At 40.3% G+C, this 17,865-nt stretch carries 19 protein-coding genes; all 19 read left to right on the top strand.

The features are described from left to right. Positions 1-4: 4 nt before the first annotated feature. The 19 genes from efp (at position 5) to ACULLH_RS13025 (ending at position 17,863) form a co-directional block, all read left to right on the top strand. Positions 5-571: an elongation factor P gene (efp, locus tag ACULLH_RS13115; RefSeq protein WP_454089208.1), complete on the top strand. Its 567-nt coding sequence runs from the start codon at positions 5-7 to the stop codon at positions 569-571. A 6-nt stretch (positions 572-577) separates the two neighbouring features. Further along, entirely contained in the window at positions 578-1,516 is a 939-nt protein-coding gene (locus tag ACULLH_RS13110; protein WP_454089207.1) for a UDP-3-O-(3-hydroxymyristoyl)glucosamine N-acyltransferase, read from the top strand. Positions 1,517-1,577: 61 nt separating this feature from the next. Continuing rightward, positions 1,578-2,450, top strand: coding sequence for a succinate--CoA ligase subunit alpha (sucD, locus tag ACULLH_RS13105; protein ID WP_454089206.1), 873 nt, complete (start codon positions 1,578-1,580; stop codon positions 2,448-2,450). Between the two features lie 112 nt (positions 2,451-2,562). Beyond that, on the top strand, positions 2,563-3,309 hold the full coding sequence (fabG, locus tag ACULLH_RS13100) for a 3-oxoacyl-[acyl-carrier-protein] reductase (protein WP_454089205.1): 747 nt from the start codon (positions 2,563-2,565) through the stop codon (positions 3,307-3,309). 6 nt (positions 3,310-3,315) lie between these two features. Beyond that, a complete protein-coding gene (locus ACULLH_RS13095) occupies positions 3,316-5,343 on the top strand; it encodes a VWA domain-containing protein (RefSeq protein ID WP_454089204.1) in 2,028 nt (675 codons plus the stop codon). Between the two features lie 12 nt (positions 5,344-5,355). Next, positions 5,356-6,168 (top strand): prohibitin family protein, encoded by an 813-nt coding sequence (locus tag ACULLH_RS13090; protein ID WP_454089203.1) that lies wholly within the window; start codon positions 5,356-5,358, stop codon positions 6,166-6,168. A gap of 202 nt (positions 6,169-6,370) precedes the next feature. Continuing rightward, on the top strand, positions 6,371-7,228 hold the full coding sequence (gene hisG, locus ACULLH_RS13085) for an ATP phosphoribosyltransferase (protein ID WP_454089202.1): 858 nt from the start codon (positions 6,371-6,373) through the stop codon (positions 7,226-7,228). Next, complete coding sequence (hisD, locus tag ACULLH_RS13080; RefSeq protein ID WP_454089201.1) at positions 7,228-8,517, top strand: histidinol dehydrogenase; 1,290 nt, start codon at positions 7,228-7,230, stop codon at positions 8,515-8,517. Before hisG ends, hisD begins: the two co-directional genes overlap by 1 nt. Positions 8,518-8,576: 59 nt before the next feature. Further along, complete coding sequence (hisC, locus tag ACULLH_RS13075; protein WP_454089200.1) at positions 8,577-9,623, top strand: histidinol-phosphate transaminase; 1,047 nt, start codon at positions 8,577-8,579, stop codon at positions 9,621-9,623. Further along, positions 9,623-10,759 (top strand): bifunctional histidinol-phosphatase/imidazoleglycerol-phosphate dehydratase HisB, encoded by a 1,137-nt coding sequence (hisB, locus tag ACULLH_RS13070; RefSeq protein WP_454089199.1) that lies wholly within the window; start codon positions 9,623-9,625, stop codon positions 10,757-10,759. The genes hisC and hisB overlap by 1 nt, the downstream gene beginning before the upstream one ends. A gap of 52 nt (positions 10,760-10,811) precedes the next feature. After that, positions 10,812-11,165, top strand: coding sequence for a four helix bundle protein (locus ACULLH_RS13065; RefSeq protein ID WP_454089198.1), 354 nt, complete (start codon positions 10,812-10,814; stop codon positions 11,163-11,165). A gap of 45 nt (positions 11,166-11,210) precedes the next feature. Next, a complete protein-coding gene (gene hisH, locus ACULLH_RS13060) occupies positions 11,211-11,795 on the top strand; it encodes an imidazole glycerol phosphate synthase subunit HisH (RefSeq protein WP_454089197.1) in 585 nt (194 codons plus the stop codon). 1 nt (position 11,796) lies between these two features. Continuing rightward, a complete protein-coding gene (locus ACULLH_RS13055) occupies positions 11,797-12,219 on the top strand; it encodes a GNAT family N-acetyltransferase (RefSeq protein ID WP_454089196.1) in 423 nt (140 codons plus the stop codon). Between the two features lie 136 nt (positions 12,220-12,355). Continuing rightward, positions 12,356-13,138: a 1-(5-phosphoribosyl)-5-[(5-phosphoribosylamino)methylideneamino]imidazole-4-carboxamide isomerase gene (locus ACULLH_RS13050; protein ID WP_454089195.1), complete on the top strand. Its 783-nt coding sequence runs from the start codon at positions 12,356-12,358 to the stop codon at positions 13,136-13,138. Continuing rightward, positions 13,128-13,649, top strand: a complete 522-nt coding sequence (locus ACULLH_RS13045; protein ID WP_454089194.1) for a DinB family protein — start codon at positions 13,128-13,130, stop codon at positions 13,647-13,649. Before ACULLH_RS13050 ends, ACULLH_RS13045 begins: the two co-directional genes overlap by 11 nt. A 104-nt stretch (positions 13,650-13,753) precedes the next feature. Continuing rightward, entirely contained in the window at positions 13,754-14,509 is a 756-nt protein-coding gene (gene hisF, locus ACULLH_RS13040; RefSeq protein ID WP_454089193.1) for an imidazole glycerol phosphate synthase subunit HisF, read from the top strand. Between the two features lies 1 nt (position 14,510). Further along, positions 14,511-15,107 (top strand): bifunctional phosphoribosyl-AMP cyclohydrolase/phosphoribosyl-ATP diphosphatase HisIE, encoded by a 597-nt coding sequence (gene hisIE / locus ACULLH_RS13035; protein ID WP_454089192.1) that lies wholly within the window; start codon positions 14,511-14,513, stop codon positions 15,105-15,107. Between the two features lie 73 nt (positions 15,108-15,180). Next, a complete protein-coding gene (locus ACULLH_RS13030) occupies positions 15,181-16,341 on the top strand; it encodes a vWA domain-containing protein (RefSeq protein ID WP_454089191.1) in 1,161 nt (386 codons plus the stop codon). Between the two features lie 58 nt (positions 16,342-16,399). Beyond that, positions 16,400-17,863, top strand: coding sequence for a magnesium chelatase (locus ACULLH_RS13025; RefSeq protein WP_454089190.1), 1,464 nt, complete (start codon positions 16,400-16,402; stop codon positions 17,861-17,863). Positions 17,864-17,865: the final 2 nt, after the last annotated feature.

The following is a 17,865-nucleotide window of genomic DNA, read 5'->3' as shown; positions in this document are numbered from 1 at the left end:
AACTATGGCCAATACTTCAGATATACGAAAGGGATTGTGTATTAAGTACAATCATGATATTTATAAAATTGTTGAGTTTCTTCATGTTAAACCCGGAAAGGGCCCTGCTTTTGTTCGGACAAAACTAAAAAGCGTTACAACCGGAAAGGTCATCGACAACACCTTTTCAGCCGGACACAAAATAGAAGATGTTCGTGTGGAAACAAGATCATATCAATATTTATATGCGGAAGGTGACACCTTTCATTTTATGAATACCGATGATTACAACCAAATTTCATTGCAAAAAAGCTCTTTGGATGCTCCGGATTTATTGAAGGAAGGTGAAGTGGTAACCATTCTTTTCAATACCGAGGATAGTATGCCACTTTCTGTTGATATGCCCGCAAGTGTTATTTTGGAAGTAACACATACAGAACCTGGGGTGAAGGGAAATACAGCTACAAACGCCACTAAACCTGCCACGGTTGAAACAGGAGCTCGAATTAATGTGCCGCTCTTTATCAATGAAGGGGATAAAATTAAAGTGGAGACAGAAAAAGGTACTTACCAAGAAAGGGTTAAAGAATAATAAGGAATGAAATTCCCAAAACCCCATACATTAAAGGAGATTGCTGAAATCATTGATTCCAAGTTTGTTGGGGATGAAAACTTTCCTGTGCTGGGAATGAACGAAATCCATGTTGTCGAAGAAGGCGACATCGTTTTTGTAGACCATCCGAAGTATTACGATAAAGCACTGGAATGTGAAGCATCTGTGGTGCTTATCAACAAGGAAGTTGAGTGCCCGGAAGGAAAAGCTCTTTTGATTTCAGAGGAACCCTTTAGTGATTTCAACAAACTAACCCAGTTTTTTTCACCCTTTAAAAGCGCTAGTTCAGCAATAGCAGAAACAGCCAAAATAGGCGAAGGGACAGTTATTCAGCCTAATACATTTATAGGGAACAATGTGCAAATTGGCAAAAACTGCTTGATACATGCCAATGTCTCCATTTATGACAATTGCATTATTGGGGATAATGTTGTTATCCATAGTGGTACCGTACTCGGGTCAGATGCATTTTATTATAAGAAAAGGGAAGAAGGTTTTGAGCGACTGCTGTCCAGCGGGCGTGTGATCATTGAGGATAATGTAGATATCGGAGCATCTTGTACTATTGATAGGGGTGTGACCGGAGATACAACCATTAAAGAATGGACCAAGTTGGATAACCAAATCCAGGTTGGACATGACACTGTTATTGGTAGAAAGTGTCAAATAGCCTCTCATACGGGAATCGCTGGCTGCGTGGTCATTGAGGATGAAGTTGTTCTTTGGGGGCAAGTAGGTGTGATAAGTGCCATTACCATTGGCAAAGGAGCTGTAGTCTACGCACAGTCTGGTGTTGCAAAGAGTTTGGAAGGTGGGAAAACCTATTTCGGTAGTCCAGCGGAAGAAGCAAGGTCTAAAATGCGAGAAATCACAGCGATAAAAAACCTTCCGTCCTTGCTAAAATCCCTAAAAGGAAATAGCTAATAAATTACTTTAACTTTTAGTGTCAATAGTATACTTTTGTCGTGGCTAATAAATTAAAAATATGAGCGTCTTAGTAAACAAAGATTCGAAAATAATTGTCCAAGGTTTTACAGGAAGTGAAGGTACCTTCCATGCAAGCCAAATGATTGAATATGGGACTAATGTAGTAGGAGGTGTTACTCCTGGAAAGGGAGGACAAGAACACTTGGGAAAACCGGTGTTCAATACCGTGGATGAAGCTGTTGAGAAGGTAGAGGCCGATACTACCATAATCTTTGTTCCTCCGGCCTTTGCAGCTGATGCAATTATGGAGGCGGCAAGCGCTGGCATTAAAGTGATTATAACGATTACAGAAGGTATTCCAGTAGCCGATATGGTAAAGGCGAACGATTATATCAAAAAATTCGATTGCACCCTTGTTGGGCCCAACTGTCCTGGTGTTATCACTCCTGAAGAAGCTAAGGTGGGTATTATGCCAGGCTTCGTTTTCAAAAAAGGAAATGTTGGTATTGTGTCCAAGTCAGGTACTTTGACCTATGAAGCTGCCGACCAGGTAGTACGACAAGGTTTGGGGATCACCACAGCTATTGGAATCGGTGGTGACCCAATTATCGGAACCACAACCAAAAAAGCGGTAGAGCTATTGATCAATGACCCAGAAACCGAATGTGTTGTTATGATCGGTGAGATTGGGGGTCAATTGGAAGCAGATGCAGCCAAGTGGTACAAAGAAAGTGGAAGTAATAAACCAATTGTAGGTTTTATTGCAGGTGAGACTGCACCAGCAGGTAGAACTATGGGGCACGCAGGAGCGATTGTTGGTGGTAGCGATGATACCGCCCAGGCTAAAAAACGCATCATGCGGGAGTGCGGCATCCACGTCGTGGATTCCCCTGCGGAAATTGGTGTAAAAGTCAAAGAAGTAATAGGATAACCAATAGTTAAATCTATTGTAAATCCCGTTTAATACGGGATTTTTTTGTGCCAGAACATAAAACAAAAAACTATATTTGGTTAGATAACCGGTCAAACAAACACAGAATATTATGAAACTTTTAGAAGGCAAGAATGTAATCATCACAGGAGCCAGCAGGGGAATTGGAAAAGGGATTGCCCAAGTATTCGGTCAAAATGGAGCAAATGTGGCTTTTACCTATAGCTCGAGCGAAGCTCCAGCACTTGAACTTGAAAAGGAATTATTGGGAATGGGTGTCAAAGCCAAGGCGTTTAAAAGTAACGCGGCCAGCTTCTCGGAATCTGAAGAACTTGTCAAGCAGGTACTAGAAAGTTTCGACTCCATCGATGTGTTGATCAACAACGCCGGAATTACAAAGGATAACCTCTTGATGCGAATGGGGGAGGAAGATTTCGACAAAGTAATAGAAATCAATCTCAAATCTGTTTTCAACATGACCAAGGCAGTACAGCGCACCATGCTTAAACAACGAAAGGGGTCAATCATAAATATGAGTAGTGTTGTCGGGGTGAAAGGAAATGCCGGCCAAACCAATTACGCCGCATCCAAAGCCGGGATGATTGGTTTCACAAAGTCCGTGGCATTGGAATTGGGATCTCGTAACATCCGTTGCAACGCCATTGCTCCAGGGTTTATCGAAACTGAAATGACAGATAAGTTAGACGAGAAAACCGTTCAAGGTTGGAGAGATGCTATTCCTTTGAAAAGAGGAGGACAGCCCGAGGATGTGGCCAATGCATGCGTGTTCTTGGCTTCAGATATGTCTGCATATGTCACTGGCCAAGTATTGAATGTTGATGGTGGTATGCTAACCTAAAACTGCATGGAAATACGTACGGTGCTCTTGATTATTTTGGCTGTTCTGGCAGCTTTTGTCATCGTATATTACCAATATTCCTATAAAAATAAACGAAAGGGCCAATTCTATAAAGTATTGGCAGGGCTGCGCTTTTGCACCTTGTTGGGCGCTTTCTTATTGTTGATAAATCCTAAATTCACCAATAATGAATATTTTCTGGAAAAAGCTAACCTCGTCCTCTTAGCCGATAACTCTTCTTCCATTGATGCGGATGATAGGGAACGACTCTCAAATGCAATTGCGGATATTTCCGATAATCCAGATCTAAAGGAGCGTTTTCAGATAGAACAATACAATTTTGCATCGCAATTGGTGCAAGATTCGTTAAGATTTAATGGAACAAACACCAACATTGCCAATGCGCTTTCAAAAATCGACGAAATCTACGCGAGCGGAGCTAACGCAATTGTTATGTTTACTGATGGAAATCAGACGCTTGGAAGGGATTATGAATTTCTCAACTTAGGGGAGAATGTTTCGATTAATCCTGTTGTTGTAGGTGATACTACGCAATATGAGGACGTTTCCATAGGATTGGTGAATAGTAATACCTATGCCTTTTTAAGAAATAAATTCCCTGTTGAAGTTGCTGTTAATTATAATGGCGACAGGGAGGTTTCCAAAGCCCTTACAATATCCATAAACGGAGTGATACAGTTTCGCCAGAGATTGGATTTTTCGCGAAATGGGAATAGCAAGACTATTAATGCATTGTTGGATGCAAAATCCGTTGGGATTAAAAACATCACTGTACAGGTAGAACCCCTGGCAACAGAAAGAAACATTTTCAACAATAAAAGAGAGATTGCCGTTGAAGTCATAGACGAAAAAACTAAGGTTACCATAGTGTCTGAGATACTTCATCCGGATATTGGAACTTTGAAAAAGTCGATAGAGTCCAATGAACAACGTGTGGTCAATATTAAAAAACCATATGAAGCTCTGGAGCAAAGAGAAGAAACGGATGTGTTTATTTTATATCAGCCCACGAGCCAATTTAAACCTATTTATGATTACCTGGCCAGAAGTGGGGCCAGCACGCTGACCTTTACGGGAACAAAAACCAATTGGGGTTTCCTGAACAATGTGCAGACTAGTTTTTTTAAGGAAACCTATAATCAACCTGAGGAAATCGAGCCAGTTCTGAATACAACATTTAGTTCGTTCGGGCTTTCAAATTTTTCAATGGAGAATTATCCACCCCTCTTAAGTAATTTGGGTGATATTGAGCTAAAAGTGGATAGCGATGTTTTAGTGAATCAGAGGATTCGTGGTGTGGATCTGGATAAACCCTTGTTCGCGGTTCTGAAGGAACCTTCTAAAAAAGAAGCCGTGGTATTTGGTGAGAATATTTGGAGATGGCGGGCCCAGACCTATCGTAACACACAAAGTTTTGATGAATTTGATACGCTGATAGGAAAATTAATGGTGTACTTGACCGCCAATAGTAGAAAGAGCAGACTGGAATTGGATTACAAATTGATTTTTGAGAACTCAAGTGAAGCCAGAATTCGGGCATATAGTTTTGATGAGAGCTTCAATTTCGACCCTAATTCACACGTCACATTGAAATGTTATGCCAAGGACAGCAACTTTTCAAGGGAGTTGCCAATGTTGTTGAAGGGCAATTATTTTGAAGCAGATCTTACAGATTTTCCAGCTGGAGAGTACACTTTCACGGTCGCTAAACAGGGAGACAACAGCAAACGTTCAGGTTCTTTTAAAATTCTCGAATTCAATCCAGAAAAGTTGACGGTTTCGGCAGATTATCAGAAGTTGCAGCGACTTTCTGAAAAGGCAAATGGAGCGATTTTTTACTTGGACAACACTGATTCTTTGGTAGAAAAACTGAATACCTCCAATCAATTTATCCCTGTACAAAAGAGCAGACAAAATGTCGTATCTTTAATCGATTTCAGGGTACTATTGGCCCTTATGGCATTAACACTTGCACTGGAATGGTTCTTGAGAAAATATAACGGATTAATATAAAATATTATAAAAATGGATAGATTACCTAGAATTGCATTGCCCGCAGTTTTTATTGCAATTGTCTTAATCATTTTGGTGACCAAAACAATTGTACGGATTGGTCCTGGTGAGGGAGGTGTTTTGTTTAGACCTGCTGCAGGCGGGGTTGTTACCGATAAAACCTATGGAGAAGGGTGGCATATTGTTGCTCCATGGAACGATATGCTGATTCATAAAGTACGACAGCAGTCAATTACAGATGAAATGAATGTGCTCTCTGTAGATGGTCTTCAAGTAACTGTAAACGGTACTATTTGGTTTGAACCAGAATATGAGAACCTAGGAAATTTAATAAAGACCAAGGGACAAGATTTTGTTGTGGAATTACTTGACCCAGCAATCAACTCTGCAGCTAGAAGTGTAGTGGGTAGGTATACCCCAGAACAGTTATATTCGAGCAAGCGCGATGCTATTGAGCAAGAGATTCTTGTCGAGGTGAGAAAAGAATTGGAAGGTCAATATGTAAACGTAAAACGAATTTTGGTTGAAGACGTTAAGTTGCCGACCACTATTAAGGATGCTATAGAAAATAAGCTAAAGCAAGAACAGGAATCTCTTGAATACCAATTTAGATTGGAAATAGCTGCCAAAGAAGCAGATAGACAACGAATCGAAGCCCAAGGTAAGGCCGATGCAAATAGAATATTGAGCGCATCCTTAACGGATAAAATTCTTCAAGACAAAGGAATTGAGGCCACATTGAAGCTTTCAGAATCTCCTAATTCAAAAATTGTCGTTGTGGGATCAAGCGGAGATGGACTTCCTTTGATTTTGGGAAATAACTAAATTGTGTTTTTTTGATATAAAAATAAATTCTACATTTGAAGTCGAAATGAAAAATAGAAACACACATCATCACCATTTTTATACTTGCCCTCAAGCGAGATAGAAATGTATTGTTGTTTGTAAAATATATTCTAACCCGTTTGAGAAATCAAACGGGTTTTGTTTTTAAATCAGTTTGGTTTCCGAACATAATTAAAAAGAAATGACAAAGATTCGGATTGCTGTTCAAAAGAGTGGACGCTTGAACGAGGATTCCCTCAAAATTTTGAAAGACTGCGGAATATCTGTTGACAATGGAAAAGACCAACTGAAGGCCACTGCAAGAAATTTTCCTTTAGAGGTCTTGTACCTTCGCAACGGGGATATCCCTCAATACTTAAGAGATGGGGTAGTGGATGTAGCCATCATCGGAGAAAATGTTCTCATTGAGAAAGGGAAGGACATTTCCATTGTGGAAAAGCTGAATTTTTCAAAATGTAAAGTTTCATTGGCTGTTCCAAAATCTGTGGAATACAACTCAGTGACTGATTTTCAGGGAAAGCGGATAGCTACGTCCTATCCCAATACAGTAAAGGAATACTTGAAATCCAAAGGGGTTGCCGCTGACCTTCATATCATAAATGGTTCCGTTGAAATAGCACCTAATATTGGATTGGCAGATGGTATTTGCGACATCGTGTCCAGCGGAAGCACCCTGTTTAAAAATAATCTGAAAGAGGTCGAGGTGATCTTAAAAAGTGAAGCGGTATTAGCAGTTTCACCTGAAATATCCTCGGAAAGAAAAGAGATTCTCGAAAGGCTTCAGTTCAGAATAAAATCAGTTTTACAGGCTAGACAGAACAAATATGTACTGTTGAACGCTCCTAACGAAAAATTGGATAAGATCATTTCAATCTTACCGGGAATGCGTAGTCCCACGGTTTTACCTTTGGCCGAGGAAGGTTGGTGTTCTGTACACACGGTTATCAACAGAGATACCTTTTGGGAAGTTATTGATGAATTGAAGGAGGCCGGAGCAGAAGGAATTTTGGTATGTCCAATTGAAAAAATGGTATTGTAATGCAACGCATTGATTATCCATCATATAAAGATTGGGTAGAGCTTTTAAAACGGCCTACATCGTCTGTTTCTGATATTGAAGGAGTGGTTACTTCAATTTTTGAAGATGTTAAGAAGCAGGGAGATAGTGCCATTCAGAAATTCACCAAAAAATTTGACAAGGTAACACTCGACTCTTTTTTGGTTTCCGAAGAGGAATTAAAAAGTGCTTCGGAAAAAGTATCCGCAGATTTAAAAGAGGCCATTTCCTTGGCCAAAAGCAATATTGAAACGTTCCACGCTGCCCAAAAAACCAAAAAAGTAGAAGCGGAAACGCTGCCGGGAGTGTTGTGCTGGCAGGAAAAGCGCGCCATTCAAAAAGTTGGGTTGTATATACCAGGAGGAACAGCACCATTATTTTCCACAATTTTAATGTTGGCTGTTCCGGCAAAGCTGGCGGGTTGTCAAGAAATTGTACTCTGCACCCCTCCAGATAGCAATGGGGAAGTGAATCCGTCCATTTTATACACAGCTGACCTATGCGGGGTAGCTAAAATATTTAAAGTTGGAGGTATTCAGGCTATTGCGGCTATGACCTTTGGTACGGAAACCATTCCGAATGTCTATAAGATTTTTGGTCCAGGAAATCAATATGTGACCGTTGCAAAGCAATTGGCCACAAAGCACAATATTTCAATTGATATGCCAGCTGGCCCCAGCGAATTATTGGTTGTTGCTGATGATTCCGCTAACCCTTCGTTTGTTGCTTCGGATTTACTCAGCCAAGCTGAACATGGAGTGGATAGTCAAGTTATTTTGGTCTCCACATCGGAAAATTTACTTAAAGAGGTTCAAAAAGAGATTGAAGTTCAAATTGCCAAGCTTCCTCGCAAAGAGATTGCGGAAAAGGCAATTGCCAACAGTAAATTGATCCTGGTCAAGGATGACAAAACAGCGGTTGATTTGATTAACGAATATGGCCCAGAGCACTACATCATCTGTATGGAGAATGAGGAGTTCTATTTGGACAATATTCAAAATGCGGGATCGGTATTTATTGGGAATTATACACCCGAAAGTGCTGGGGATTATGCCTCTGGCACCAATCACACCTTACCCACCAATGGATATGCCAAACAGTATAGTGGCGTGAACCTTGACAGTTTTATGAAAAGCATGACCTTTCAAAAAATCACTGAGGAAGGTCTTTTGGGAATTGGAAAAGCGGTTGAGCTTATGGCAGAAGCCGAGGGTTTGCAAGCACATAAAAACGCCATGACGCTACGATTGAAAAGTATAGAAAAGAATTAAATGTCAGGTCGAGCGTGGTCGCTGAGCGAAGTCGAAACGAAGTCGAGACCTAAACAAAAATGAAGGATTTTAAATTAAACATATTGGTAAGGCAAACGGTAAAAGACCTAAAACCATACTCCTCGGCTAGGGATGAATATGTGTCCGATGGCTCCGAAATGATTTTCCTGGATGCCAATGAAAACCCTTTTGAAAATGGAGTCAACCGGTATCCCGACCCCCAACAAAGAAGCTTAAAAGCTATTTTGGCCAAACAACGGGAGGTTTCCGAGGAGAATATTCTCTTAGGGAATGGAAGTGACGAAGTGCTGGATTTGATCTTTAGGGCTTTTTGTGAACCTGGCCACGATAATATTATCACCATGCCACCCACATACGGGATGTACAAAGTACTGTCAGGAATAAATTCGGTGGAAAACCGTGAAGTTTTATTGAAGTCAGACTTTGAATTGGATGTGCCTAAGATTGTAGAGGCTGTAGATGCTAGGTCCAAATTAATGTTCATTTGCTCTCCCAACAATCCTACCGGGAACGCCTTTTCAATAAAAACTATTGAAGCATTGTTAGTGGCATTTAATGGGTTGGTGGTAATCGATGAAGCTTATATCGATTTTTCCGAAAATGAAAGTTGGGTGGCTTCATTATCCAAGTATCCAAATTTGTTGGTAACGCAAACCCTTTCGAAAGCTTATGGAATGGCGGGTATTCGTCTCGGTATTTGCTACGCTTCCAAAGATGTGATAGCAATTCTGAATAAAATAAAACCACCGTACAACGTAAACCAATTAACGCAGGACAGGGCCTTGGATAGGGTAGTGGCAAAGAAACTGGTTCAGGGGGAGGTAGAGCGCATTTTGGAGGAAAGGGACTCCCTTGTCAAAATTTTGAACAAGCTTGATTTCGTCCAAATGGTTTACCCAAGCGATGCCAATTTTGTGTTGGCCAAAGTGGATAACGCTGATAAGCGCTACAATGAGCTATTAAAAGAACAAATTGTGGTTCGAAACAGGAGCAATCAACCCCTATGCAAGAACACCTTGCGCTTTACGGTTGGTACTTCTGAAGAAAACAAGAGATTGATTACGATTTTAAAAGGATTGAAATAATGGGCAAAAAAGTACTGTTTATTGATAGGGATGGTACCATCATCAAAGAACCTTCCGATGAGCAAATTGATTCGTTTGACAAATTGGAGTTCTACCCCAAGGCATTTGCTTTTTTGGGTAAAATAGCCAAAGAATTGGACTATGAACTGGTGATGATCACCAATCAAGATGGATTGGGGACTGAGGTTTATCCCGAGGAAACCTTTTGGCCTGTTCATGATTTCATATTAAAATCCTTTGAAAATGAAGGGGTTGTTTTTGATAAGGTATTTATTGATAGAACCTTTCCAAAAGACCACGCGGATACCCGAAAACCTGGAACCGGAATGCTAACCGAATTCTTTTCAGAAACCTATGATTTAAAGCATTCCTTTGTAATCGGGGACCGGTTGACCGACATTGAGCTGGCCAAAAACTTGGGGGCAAAAGGTATTTTTATCAATGACGAAACCAACTTGGGCACGAATGAGATTACGGTAAAAAGAAATGAGTTGGACGTCTATATTGCTTTGGAGAGCAATGATTGGGAAAATATATATGAGTTTTTAAAATTAGAATCTAGGGTTTCCGAGATTTTAAGGAAAACCAATGAGACCGATATTAAGATTAAACTCAACCTGGATGGAACGGGCCAGAGTAAAATTAATACTGGTTTAGCCTTTTTTGACCATATGCTGGATCAATTGGCACGACATGGCCAGATGGATCTTGATATCAAGGTAGATGGAGATCTTGAAGTAGACGAGCATCATACTATAGAAGATACCGCAATAGCATTGGGCGAGGTTTTCTCAACTGCATTGGGGAATAAATTAGGAATGGAGCGTTATGGTTTCTGTTTGCCCATGGATGATTGCCTGGCACAGGTCGCTATCGATTTTGGAGGTCGGAATTGGCTGGTGTGGGATGCCGACTTTAAACGTGAAAAAGTTGGGGATATGCCAACAGAGATGTTTTTGCATTTTTTTAAATCATTCTCGGACGGGGCAAAAGCGAATCTGAACATCAAGGCCGAAGGAACTAATGAGCATCATAAGATAGAAGCAATATTCAAGGCGTTTGCAAAGTCAATTAAAATGGCGGTCAAGAGAGATCCAGAAAAAATGGTGTTACCATCAACTAAAGGAATGCTGTAAAAATTGGAAGAACGAGAATTGAAATACAAAGTAAGAGGTTAAAAATACAAGGATGCAGGATTTGATTACAAGGACCAAAAAATTTGCCGTCGATTGTTTTCGATTTTGTAAAACCATTCCCAAGTCAAGAGAACTTGATGCCTGGGTAAGGCAATTAATTCGTTCATCAAGTTCCGTTGGTGCTAACTATCGCGCTTCACAACGGGCAAAAAGTACGGCTGATTTCATAAACAAACTGAAAATAGTGGAAGAAGAAGTCGATGAATCAGCATATTGGCTTGAACTTTTTATGGAAGTGGACAAAAATGAACTTGATACTATTAAAAGTTTACATAAAGAAGCAAAAGAACTACTGGCAATTATTGTGGCATCAATAAAAACGGCAAGAAAAAACAAGGACAAATGAAATTATCACTTTGTATTTCGCACCTTTAATTTTTAACCTTTCATCATGAAAATAATAATAATCGATTACGGTGCTGGGAACATTCAAAGCATCAAATTTGCCATTAAACGCTTGGGATACGAAGCGATATTGAGTGACAAGGTCGAAGAAATCCAAAATGCGGATAAAGTTATATTTCCTGGGGTTGGTGAGGCAAGTTCGGCAATGAAAAAGCTTAAAGATAGTGGACTGGACAAACTTATCTCCAAGTTGGAACAACCAGTTTTGGGAATCTGTTTGGGCATGCAGTTGATGTGTAATTCTTCAGAAGAGGGAAGCACAGAAGGGCTTGGTATTTTTGATTTGGATGTAGTAAGGTTTCCAAATACGGTGAAGGTGCCCCAGATAGGATGGAACCAGATTGAAGGGTTAAAGTCTGACCTTTTCGAAGAAATTAAAGACAAATCGCACATCTATTTGGTACATAGTTATTATGCCCCTAAGGGAGAAGATACAATTGCAACAAGTGAGTATGCTCTGCCATACAGCGCAGCCTTGCAAAAGAACAATTTTTACGGCACACAATTTCACCCAGAGAAAAGTGGAGTAGTGGGAGCTAAAATTTTGCAAAACTTTCTTGAAAGGACTTAACATGGATTTTTATATATCTGACGACAAAAACAAATTGGATGTTCAAAGAGTTCATGTGGAAGTCAAGAATTCCTACTGGGGAGATTATCGAACCAAGGAAATGACCCTTAAAACCATTGAAAATTCCATGTGTTTTGGAATGTATACCGAAAACGAAGGTCAAATTGGGTTTGCAAGGGTGTTGACAGACAAGGTGGTCTTTGCATATATCATGGATGTCATTATTTTTGACCCCTTCAAGGGCAAGGGACTGGGGAAAAAATTGATGCAACATATTTTGGAACATCCAGAAATCAAACAAGTGCAGACCGTAGCGTTAAAGACAAAAGATGCCCATGGATTATATGAAGCATTCGGATTTCACAAAGTTGGCGATTCGGAAATGTGGATGGCAAAAGACAGAGCTAAGTATAATGTACAATGAGAAATGGGAAGTGTTAAATAAAAAATAGCATTACCAGTGAGTCAAGAACTTAAGACTAGTAGTTGCCTCAATCAATACAACCACCAAAAAATAGGTAAATGATTTCCAATTTCCAATTTAAAATTTTCAATTGCATATGAGAGTTATTCCAGCTATTGACATTATAGAGGGGAAGTGTGTGCGACTCTCTAAAGGAGATTATGATACCAAAAAAGTGTACAACGAAAATCCTTTGGAGGTGGCCAAACAATTTGAGGACCACGGAATCAAATTTTTACATCTGGTTGATTTGGATGGCGCAAAATCCAAGCATATTGTCAATCATAAGATTTTGGAAACGATAGCCACAAAAACCGACCTACAAATTGATTTTGGAGGAGGGTTGAAAACCGATGAAGATTTACATATCGCTTTCGAAAGTGGGGCAAACCAGATCACGGGAGGCAGCATAGCCGTAAAGGACAAGGATACATTTTTGGGCTGGTTGACAAAATATGGTGCCGGAAAGATTATTTTGGGTGCAGACGCCAAAGATGAAAAAGTGGCCATATCGGGATGGCAAGAGGAATCGGACCAAGCACTATTACCCTTTATAGCATCCTTTCAGAAAAGAGGTGTTAAATACGTGATTTGTACCGATATCGGTAAAGATGGAATGCTTGAAGGACCTTCTTTTCAGCTCTACAAACGAATATTGGACAAAACCAAAAAAATCGAAACCGTGGTGACCGGCAGTGGAGTGGAGGATAGGGAAGTTTTAGGAATCAACCTAATTGCAAGTGGAGGTATATCCCATTTTGATGAACTTCCAAAATTGGCAGAATTGGGATGCGAAGGAACTATAATTGGCAAAGCCATTTATGAAAATAGAATCAGCTTAAAGCAATTGGAAAATTATATTTTGAAAAATGGCCAATAACGACAGCTTTCAGGACGAATTCATACAGAACGCTTGCTATCGCATGGACGAAAGCTTGCGGATGGTCAAAATATGCATGGATAAATTGGATGAGTCTGTGATATGGCAAAAACCAAATGCCTCCACCAACAGCATTGGAAATCTGATTTTGCATCTCTGCGGTAATATTACACAATATGGCATTGCTTCATTGGAAGGGTTGGAAGACAATAGAAACAGGGATAAAGAATTTGAAACCCTTTCCGGATTTTCGAAAAAAGAACTTTTTCTGAAACTTGAGGAAACGGTGGAGAAAGCCAAAGCAAGTTTTACCAACACTTCAGAAGAGGAGTTGATTCGAAAAAGGGAAGTCCAGGGGTTTGAGTTTTCTGGAATAGGAAATATTATTCATGTTGTAGAGCATTTTTCCTATCATACGGGTCAAATTGCACTTTGGACAAAAATTTTGAACAATGCGGATTTAGGGTTTTATGATGGCATCAACCTGAATGCAAAAAACCAAAACCGATAAGTTGGAAGTACAATTTTAAAAGTACAATGTATTGCAGCAAGAAAAAATCTAAAAGCAAAAGCCAAAACTTCTAACCTCTAATTTCATATTTCTAACTTTAGCATATGCTGACAAAACGAATCATACCCTGTTTGGACATAAAAAACGGAAGAACCGTAAAGGGAATCAATTTTGTTGACCTTCGAGACGCTGGTGACCCTGTTGAACTAGCTGAAATATATGCGAGGGAAGGAGCGGATGAATTGGTTTTCTTGGATATCTCCGCAACCGAAGAGCGAAGAAAGACACTTGCCGATTTAGTGTACCACGTAGCCGAAAAGGTGAATATTCCCTTCACCGTGGGTGGCGGAATTTCATCGGTGGAAGATGTAGACATCCTATTAAAGAATGGTGCTGATAAGGTTTCCATCAATTCTTCGGCGGTAAAAAGACCAGAGCTTATCAATGAATTGGTGGCTAAATTTGGTTCCCAGTGTATTGTTGTGGCCATAGATGCCAAACAAATCGATGGAAGCTGGAAGGTTCATTTAGTGGGAGGCAAAGTTCCCACGGAAATAGATCTTTTTGAATGGGCCAAGGAAGTGGAGGAAAGAGGTGCTGGCGAAATACTGTTTACCTCTATGGATCATGATGGCACCAAAAACGGATTTGCCAATCAAGCTCTTGCGAGATTGTCGCAGGAACTGAATATTCCCATAATAGCTTCCGGTGGAGCGGGAGAAGTATCGCATTTCACTGATACCTTTGTTAATGGAAAATCAGATGCTGCCCTGGCAGCAAGTATTTTTCATTTCAAGGAGATTGAAATAAAGCAGTTGAAAGAAGAATTAAAAAAAGACGGAATTCCCGTCAGATTGTAAGATGAAAATAGACTTCGATAAAAACCAAGATGGTCTTGTGCCGGCAATTGTTCAAGATGCAAAGACCAAAAACGTCTTGATGTTGGGCTATATGAACCAAGAAGCTTTTGATGTAACACAGCAAACCAAAAAAGTAACTTTTTATAGCCGAAGCAAGCAACGCTTATGGACCAAGGGCGAAGAAAGCGGAAATTTTTTGGAATTGGTCAGCATAAAAAATGATTGTGACCATGATGCGCTGCTGATTTTTGTTAAACCTTTGGGCCCAATTTGTCACAAGGGAACGGATACCTGCTGGGGAGAAACCAACAAACAAGATTATGGTTTTCTAACCCAACTGGAAGAGGTGATAACCTCTAGAAAAAATGATGTGGAGAACAAAAACAGCTATGTGGCGTCCCTTTTTAGAAAGGGAATCAATAAAATTGCCCAAAAGGTAGGTGAGGAAGCTGTTGAGACAGTTATTGAATCAAAAGATTCCAATGATGAACTCTTTCTCAATGAGAGTGCCGATTTATTGTTCCACTACCTTATACTTTTACAGGCTAAAGGTTTTCGATTGGAAGATATCGTGAAGACACTGAAGAGTCGACATTAATGATCGTTAAACAAGACCGTTAACTTTTGTTTAAAAGCATAGCCCTTAAACTGAAATAGTTTAATTTTATGTAATGGCTATGAATACTAGAAAAGGGTTTCGTTTCACTACCTACGAAGCTCCCGATCAAACCCCGTTTGAAAAGCTCTTCGAGATTTTTCAAGAACTCATTACCCATACTTCTGGTGATGTTGAGGAGGCTTTGGATTGGCTACGGGAATTGGATAAGGAATATGAGCTTACCGATGACGACTATACCATTGATGATTTTATTGAAGATTTAAAAGCCAAAGGTTTTATCCGGGAGGAAATTGACCCCGATGCGCAACAGGGCGAAGGTGAAGAAGGAGACGAAGACGGAGAGGGCGGCGGCAATCTTTCCATCACTGCAAAGTTGGAGCGAATGCTTAGACAACGCGCATTGGACCAAATTTTTGGAAAGCTCAAACGTAGTGGTGCAGGAAACCATAAAACGGGTAAGTCTGGTAGGGGCGATGAGCATACAGGTGAATTTCGGGAGTATCGTTTTGGGGACGCCCTGGAACATATTTCCATGACAGAGAGCCTTAAGAATGCACAAATCAACCATGGTATAGGAAACTTTTCCTTGAGTGAAGAAGATTTGGTGGTGGAAGACACCCAGTACAAGGCCCAAATGAGCACCGTTCTGATGATTGATATCAGCCACAGTATGATTCTGTACGGCGAAGATCGGATTACCCCGGCCAAAAAAGTGGCTATGGCATTGGCGGAGCTCATCACCACAAGATATCCAAAGGATACATTGGACATTTTGGTATTTGGAAACGATGCGTGGCCCATTCCCATCAAGGATTTGCCGTATCTAAAAGTAGGACCCTATCATACCAATACCGTGGCTGGACTACAATTGGCCATGGATATGCTTCGGCGAAAGCGAAATACCAACAAACAGATCTTTATGATTACGGATGGGAAACCATCATGCTTAAGACTCCCAAATGGCGATTACTATAAAAATAGTGTGGGGCTAGACGATTATATCGTTGAGAAATGCTATGCCATGGCGCAACAGGCCAGAAAATTGCATATACCCATAACTACTTTTATGATTGCCCAGGACCCCTATCTTATGCAATTTGTAAGAGAGTTTACCCAGGCCAACAAGGGAAAAGCCTTCTACACAGGGTTAAAAGGTTTGGGTGAAATGATTTTTGAAGATTACGAACAAAATAGAAGAAAACGAATTAAATGAGCATGAAGCTAGTTCATGCAATCACTCAAATTCGTGACATAAAAGCGAACAATTAAGAATGGACCACAACAAAATAAAAACGCTTGGAGAACTAAAGGCTGCAGGATATCAAAGTAAAAGTATCAAAGATGAGCTTCGCGACAACCTTCTTGAAAAACTGTCCAACGGCGAGGAAACTTTTCCTGGAGTATGGGGGTATGAAAACTCGGTGATTCCAGAATTGGAAAGAGCCATACTTTCTAGACATAACATTAATCTTTTGGGGCTGCGCGGACAGGCCAAAACAAGATTGGCCCGGTTGATGGTCCAATTATTGGACGAATGGATTCCGATTATTGCGGGATCAGAGGTTCACGACGATCCCTTACAGCCCATATCGCGATACGCTTCTGAGCTTATTCGGGAGAAGGGAGAGGAAACTCCGATATCATGGATATATAGGGATGAACGATTTTATGAAAAATTGGCTACGCCAGATGTTACGGTTGCTGATTTAATTGGAGATGTTGACCCTATTAAGGCCGCCAATCTTAAACTTTCCTATGCTGATGACAGGGTGATTCACTTCGGAATGATTCCACGCGCAAATCGCTGTATTTTTGTGATCAATGAACTTCCAGATCTTCAAGCAAGAATTCAAGTAGCTTTGTTTAACATATTGCAGGAAGGAGATATACAGATACGGGGATTCAAATTAAGATTGTCACTGGACCTTCAATTTGTTTTTACCGCTAATCCGGAAGATTATACCAATAGGGGGAGTATCGTTACTCCGTTGAAGGATAGAATTGGCTCTCAGATTCTGACGCATTATCCGGAAAATATTGAAACTGCAAAAATGATTACAAAGCAGGAAGCCCTATTGGATAAGCGACAATCCGATGCTGTATATGTACCTGAAATAGCGCTGGATGTTTTGGAACAGATCAGTTTTGAAGCGAGAAACAGTGAATATGTTGATGCAAAAAGTGGTGTGAGTGCAAGAATGAGCATAACAGCATTTGAAAACTTGCTTAGCACTTCAGAAAGACGAATTATTAAGTCCGGAGATAAAAAAACAACTGTTCGGCTGACTGATTTTATTGGGGTCATTCCATCCATCACCGGAAAAATTGAATTGGTCTATGAAGGAGAGCAGGAGGGAGCAGGTTCAGTGGCTGAAAACTTGATTGAAGAAGCTGTAAAATCATTGTTCACCAGCTATTTTCCTAAGATAGACAAACTACAGCGCAAGGATGCCGTCACGGTGTATGATGACTTGATCAGTTGGTTCTTTGAAGGACAAGGTTTTGAACTGTTGGACGAGGATACGGATACAGAATATCGCGAGAAATTGGATGCAATACTACCCTTAAATGCACTTCTGGAGGATAATCTTCCCGATATCTCGAAAGAAGACTCATATTTTATGAAAGAACTGTTGCTCTGGGGGCTTGTAGCGCATAAAAAGCTCAGCAAACATCGTTTTGTTCAAGGAATCCAGTTCAAGGATCTTTACGGTAGTTATATCAGAGGACTTTAATC

The sequence above is a fragment of the Flagellimonas sp. 2504JD4-2 genome (genome assembly GCF_053642935.1).
Note: the sequence above shows the minus strand (reverse complement) of the source record. Positions and strands in the feature narration are given on the sequence as shown.

Coding starts and splice junctions, on each gene's coding strand:
- efp (WP_454089208.1), top strand. CDS start 5: ATGGCCAATACTTCAGATATACGAAAGGGATTGTGTATTAAGTACAAT.
- ACULLH_RS13110 (WP_454089207.1), top strand. CDS start 578: ATGAAATTCCCAAAACCCCATACATTAAAGGAGATTGCTGAAATCATT.
- sucD (WP_454089206.1), top strand. CDS start 1,578: ATGAGCGTCTTAGTAAACAAAGATTCGAAAATAATTGTCCAAGGTTTT.
- fabG (WP_454089205.1), top strand. CDS start 2,563: ATGAAACTTTTAGAAGGCAAGAATGTAATCATCACAGGAGCCAGCAGG.
- ACULLH_RS13095 (WP_454089204.1), top strand. CDS start 3,316: ATGGAAATACGTACGGTGCTCTTGATTATTTTGGCTGTTCTGGCAGCT.
- ACULLH_RS13090 (WP_454089203.1), top strand. CDS start 5,356: ATGGATAGATTACCTAGAATTGCATTGCCCGCAGTTTTTATTGCAATT.
- hisG (WP_454089202.1), top strand. CDS start 6,371: ATGACAAAGATTCGGATTGCTGTTCAAAAGAGTGGACGCTTGAACGAG.
- hisD (WP_454089201.1), top strand. CDS start 7,228: ATGCAACGCATTGATTATCCATCATATAAAGATTGGGTAGAGCTTTTA.
- hisC (WP_454089200.1), top strand. CDS start 8,577: ATGAAGGATTTTAAATTAAACATATTGGTAAGGCAAACGGTAAAAGAC.
- hisB (WP_454089199.1), top strand. CDS start 9,623: ATGGGCAAAAAAGTACTGTTTATTGATAGGGATGGTACCATCATCAAA.
- ACULLH_RS13065 (WP_454089198.1), top strand. CDS start 10,812: ATGCAGGATTTGATTACAAGGACCAAAAAATTTGCCGTCGATTGTTTT.
- hisH (WP_454089197.1), top strand. CDS start 11,211: ATGAAAATAATAATAATCGATTACGGTGCTGGGAACATTCAAAGCATC.
- ACULLH_RS13055 (WP_454089196.1), top strand. CDS start 11,797: ATGGATTTTTATATATCTGACGACAAAAACAAATTGGATGTTCAAAGA.
- ACULLH_RS13050 (WP_454089195.1), top strand. CDS start 12,356: ATGAGAGTTATTCCAGCTATTGACATTATAGAGGGGAAGTGTGTGCGA.
- ACULLH_RS13045 (WP_454089194.1), top strand. CDS start 13,128: ATGGCCAATAACGACAGCTTTCAGGACGAATTCATACAGAACGCTTGC.
- hisF (WP_454089193.1), top strand. CDS start 13,754: ATGCTGACAAAACGAATCATACCCTGTTTGGACATAAAAAACGGAAGA.
- hisIE (WP_454089192.1), top strand. CDS start 14,511: ATGAAAATAGACTTCGATAAAAACCAAGATGGTCTTGTGCCGGCAATT.
- ACULLH_RS13030 (WP_454089191.1), top strand. CDS start 15,181: ATGGCTATGAATACTAGAAAAGGGTTTCGTTTCACTACCTACGAAGCT.
- ACULLH_RS13025 (WP_454089190.1), top strand. CDS start 16,400: ATGGACCACAACAAAATAAAAACGCTTGGAGAACTAAAGGCTGCAGGA.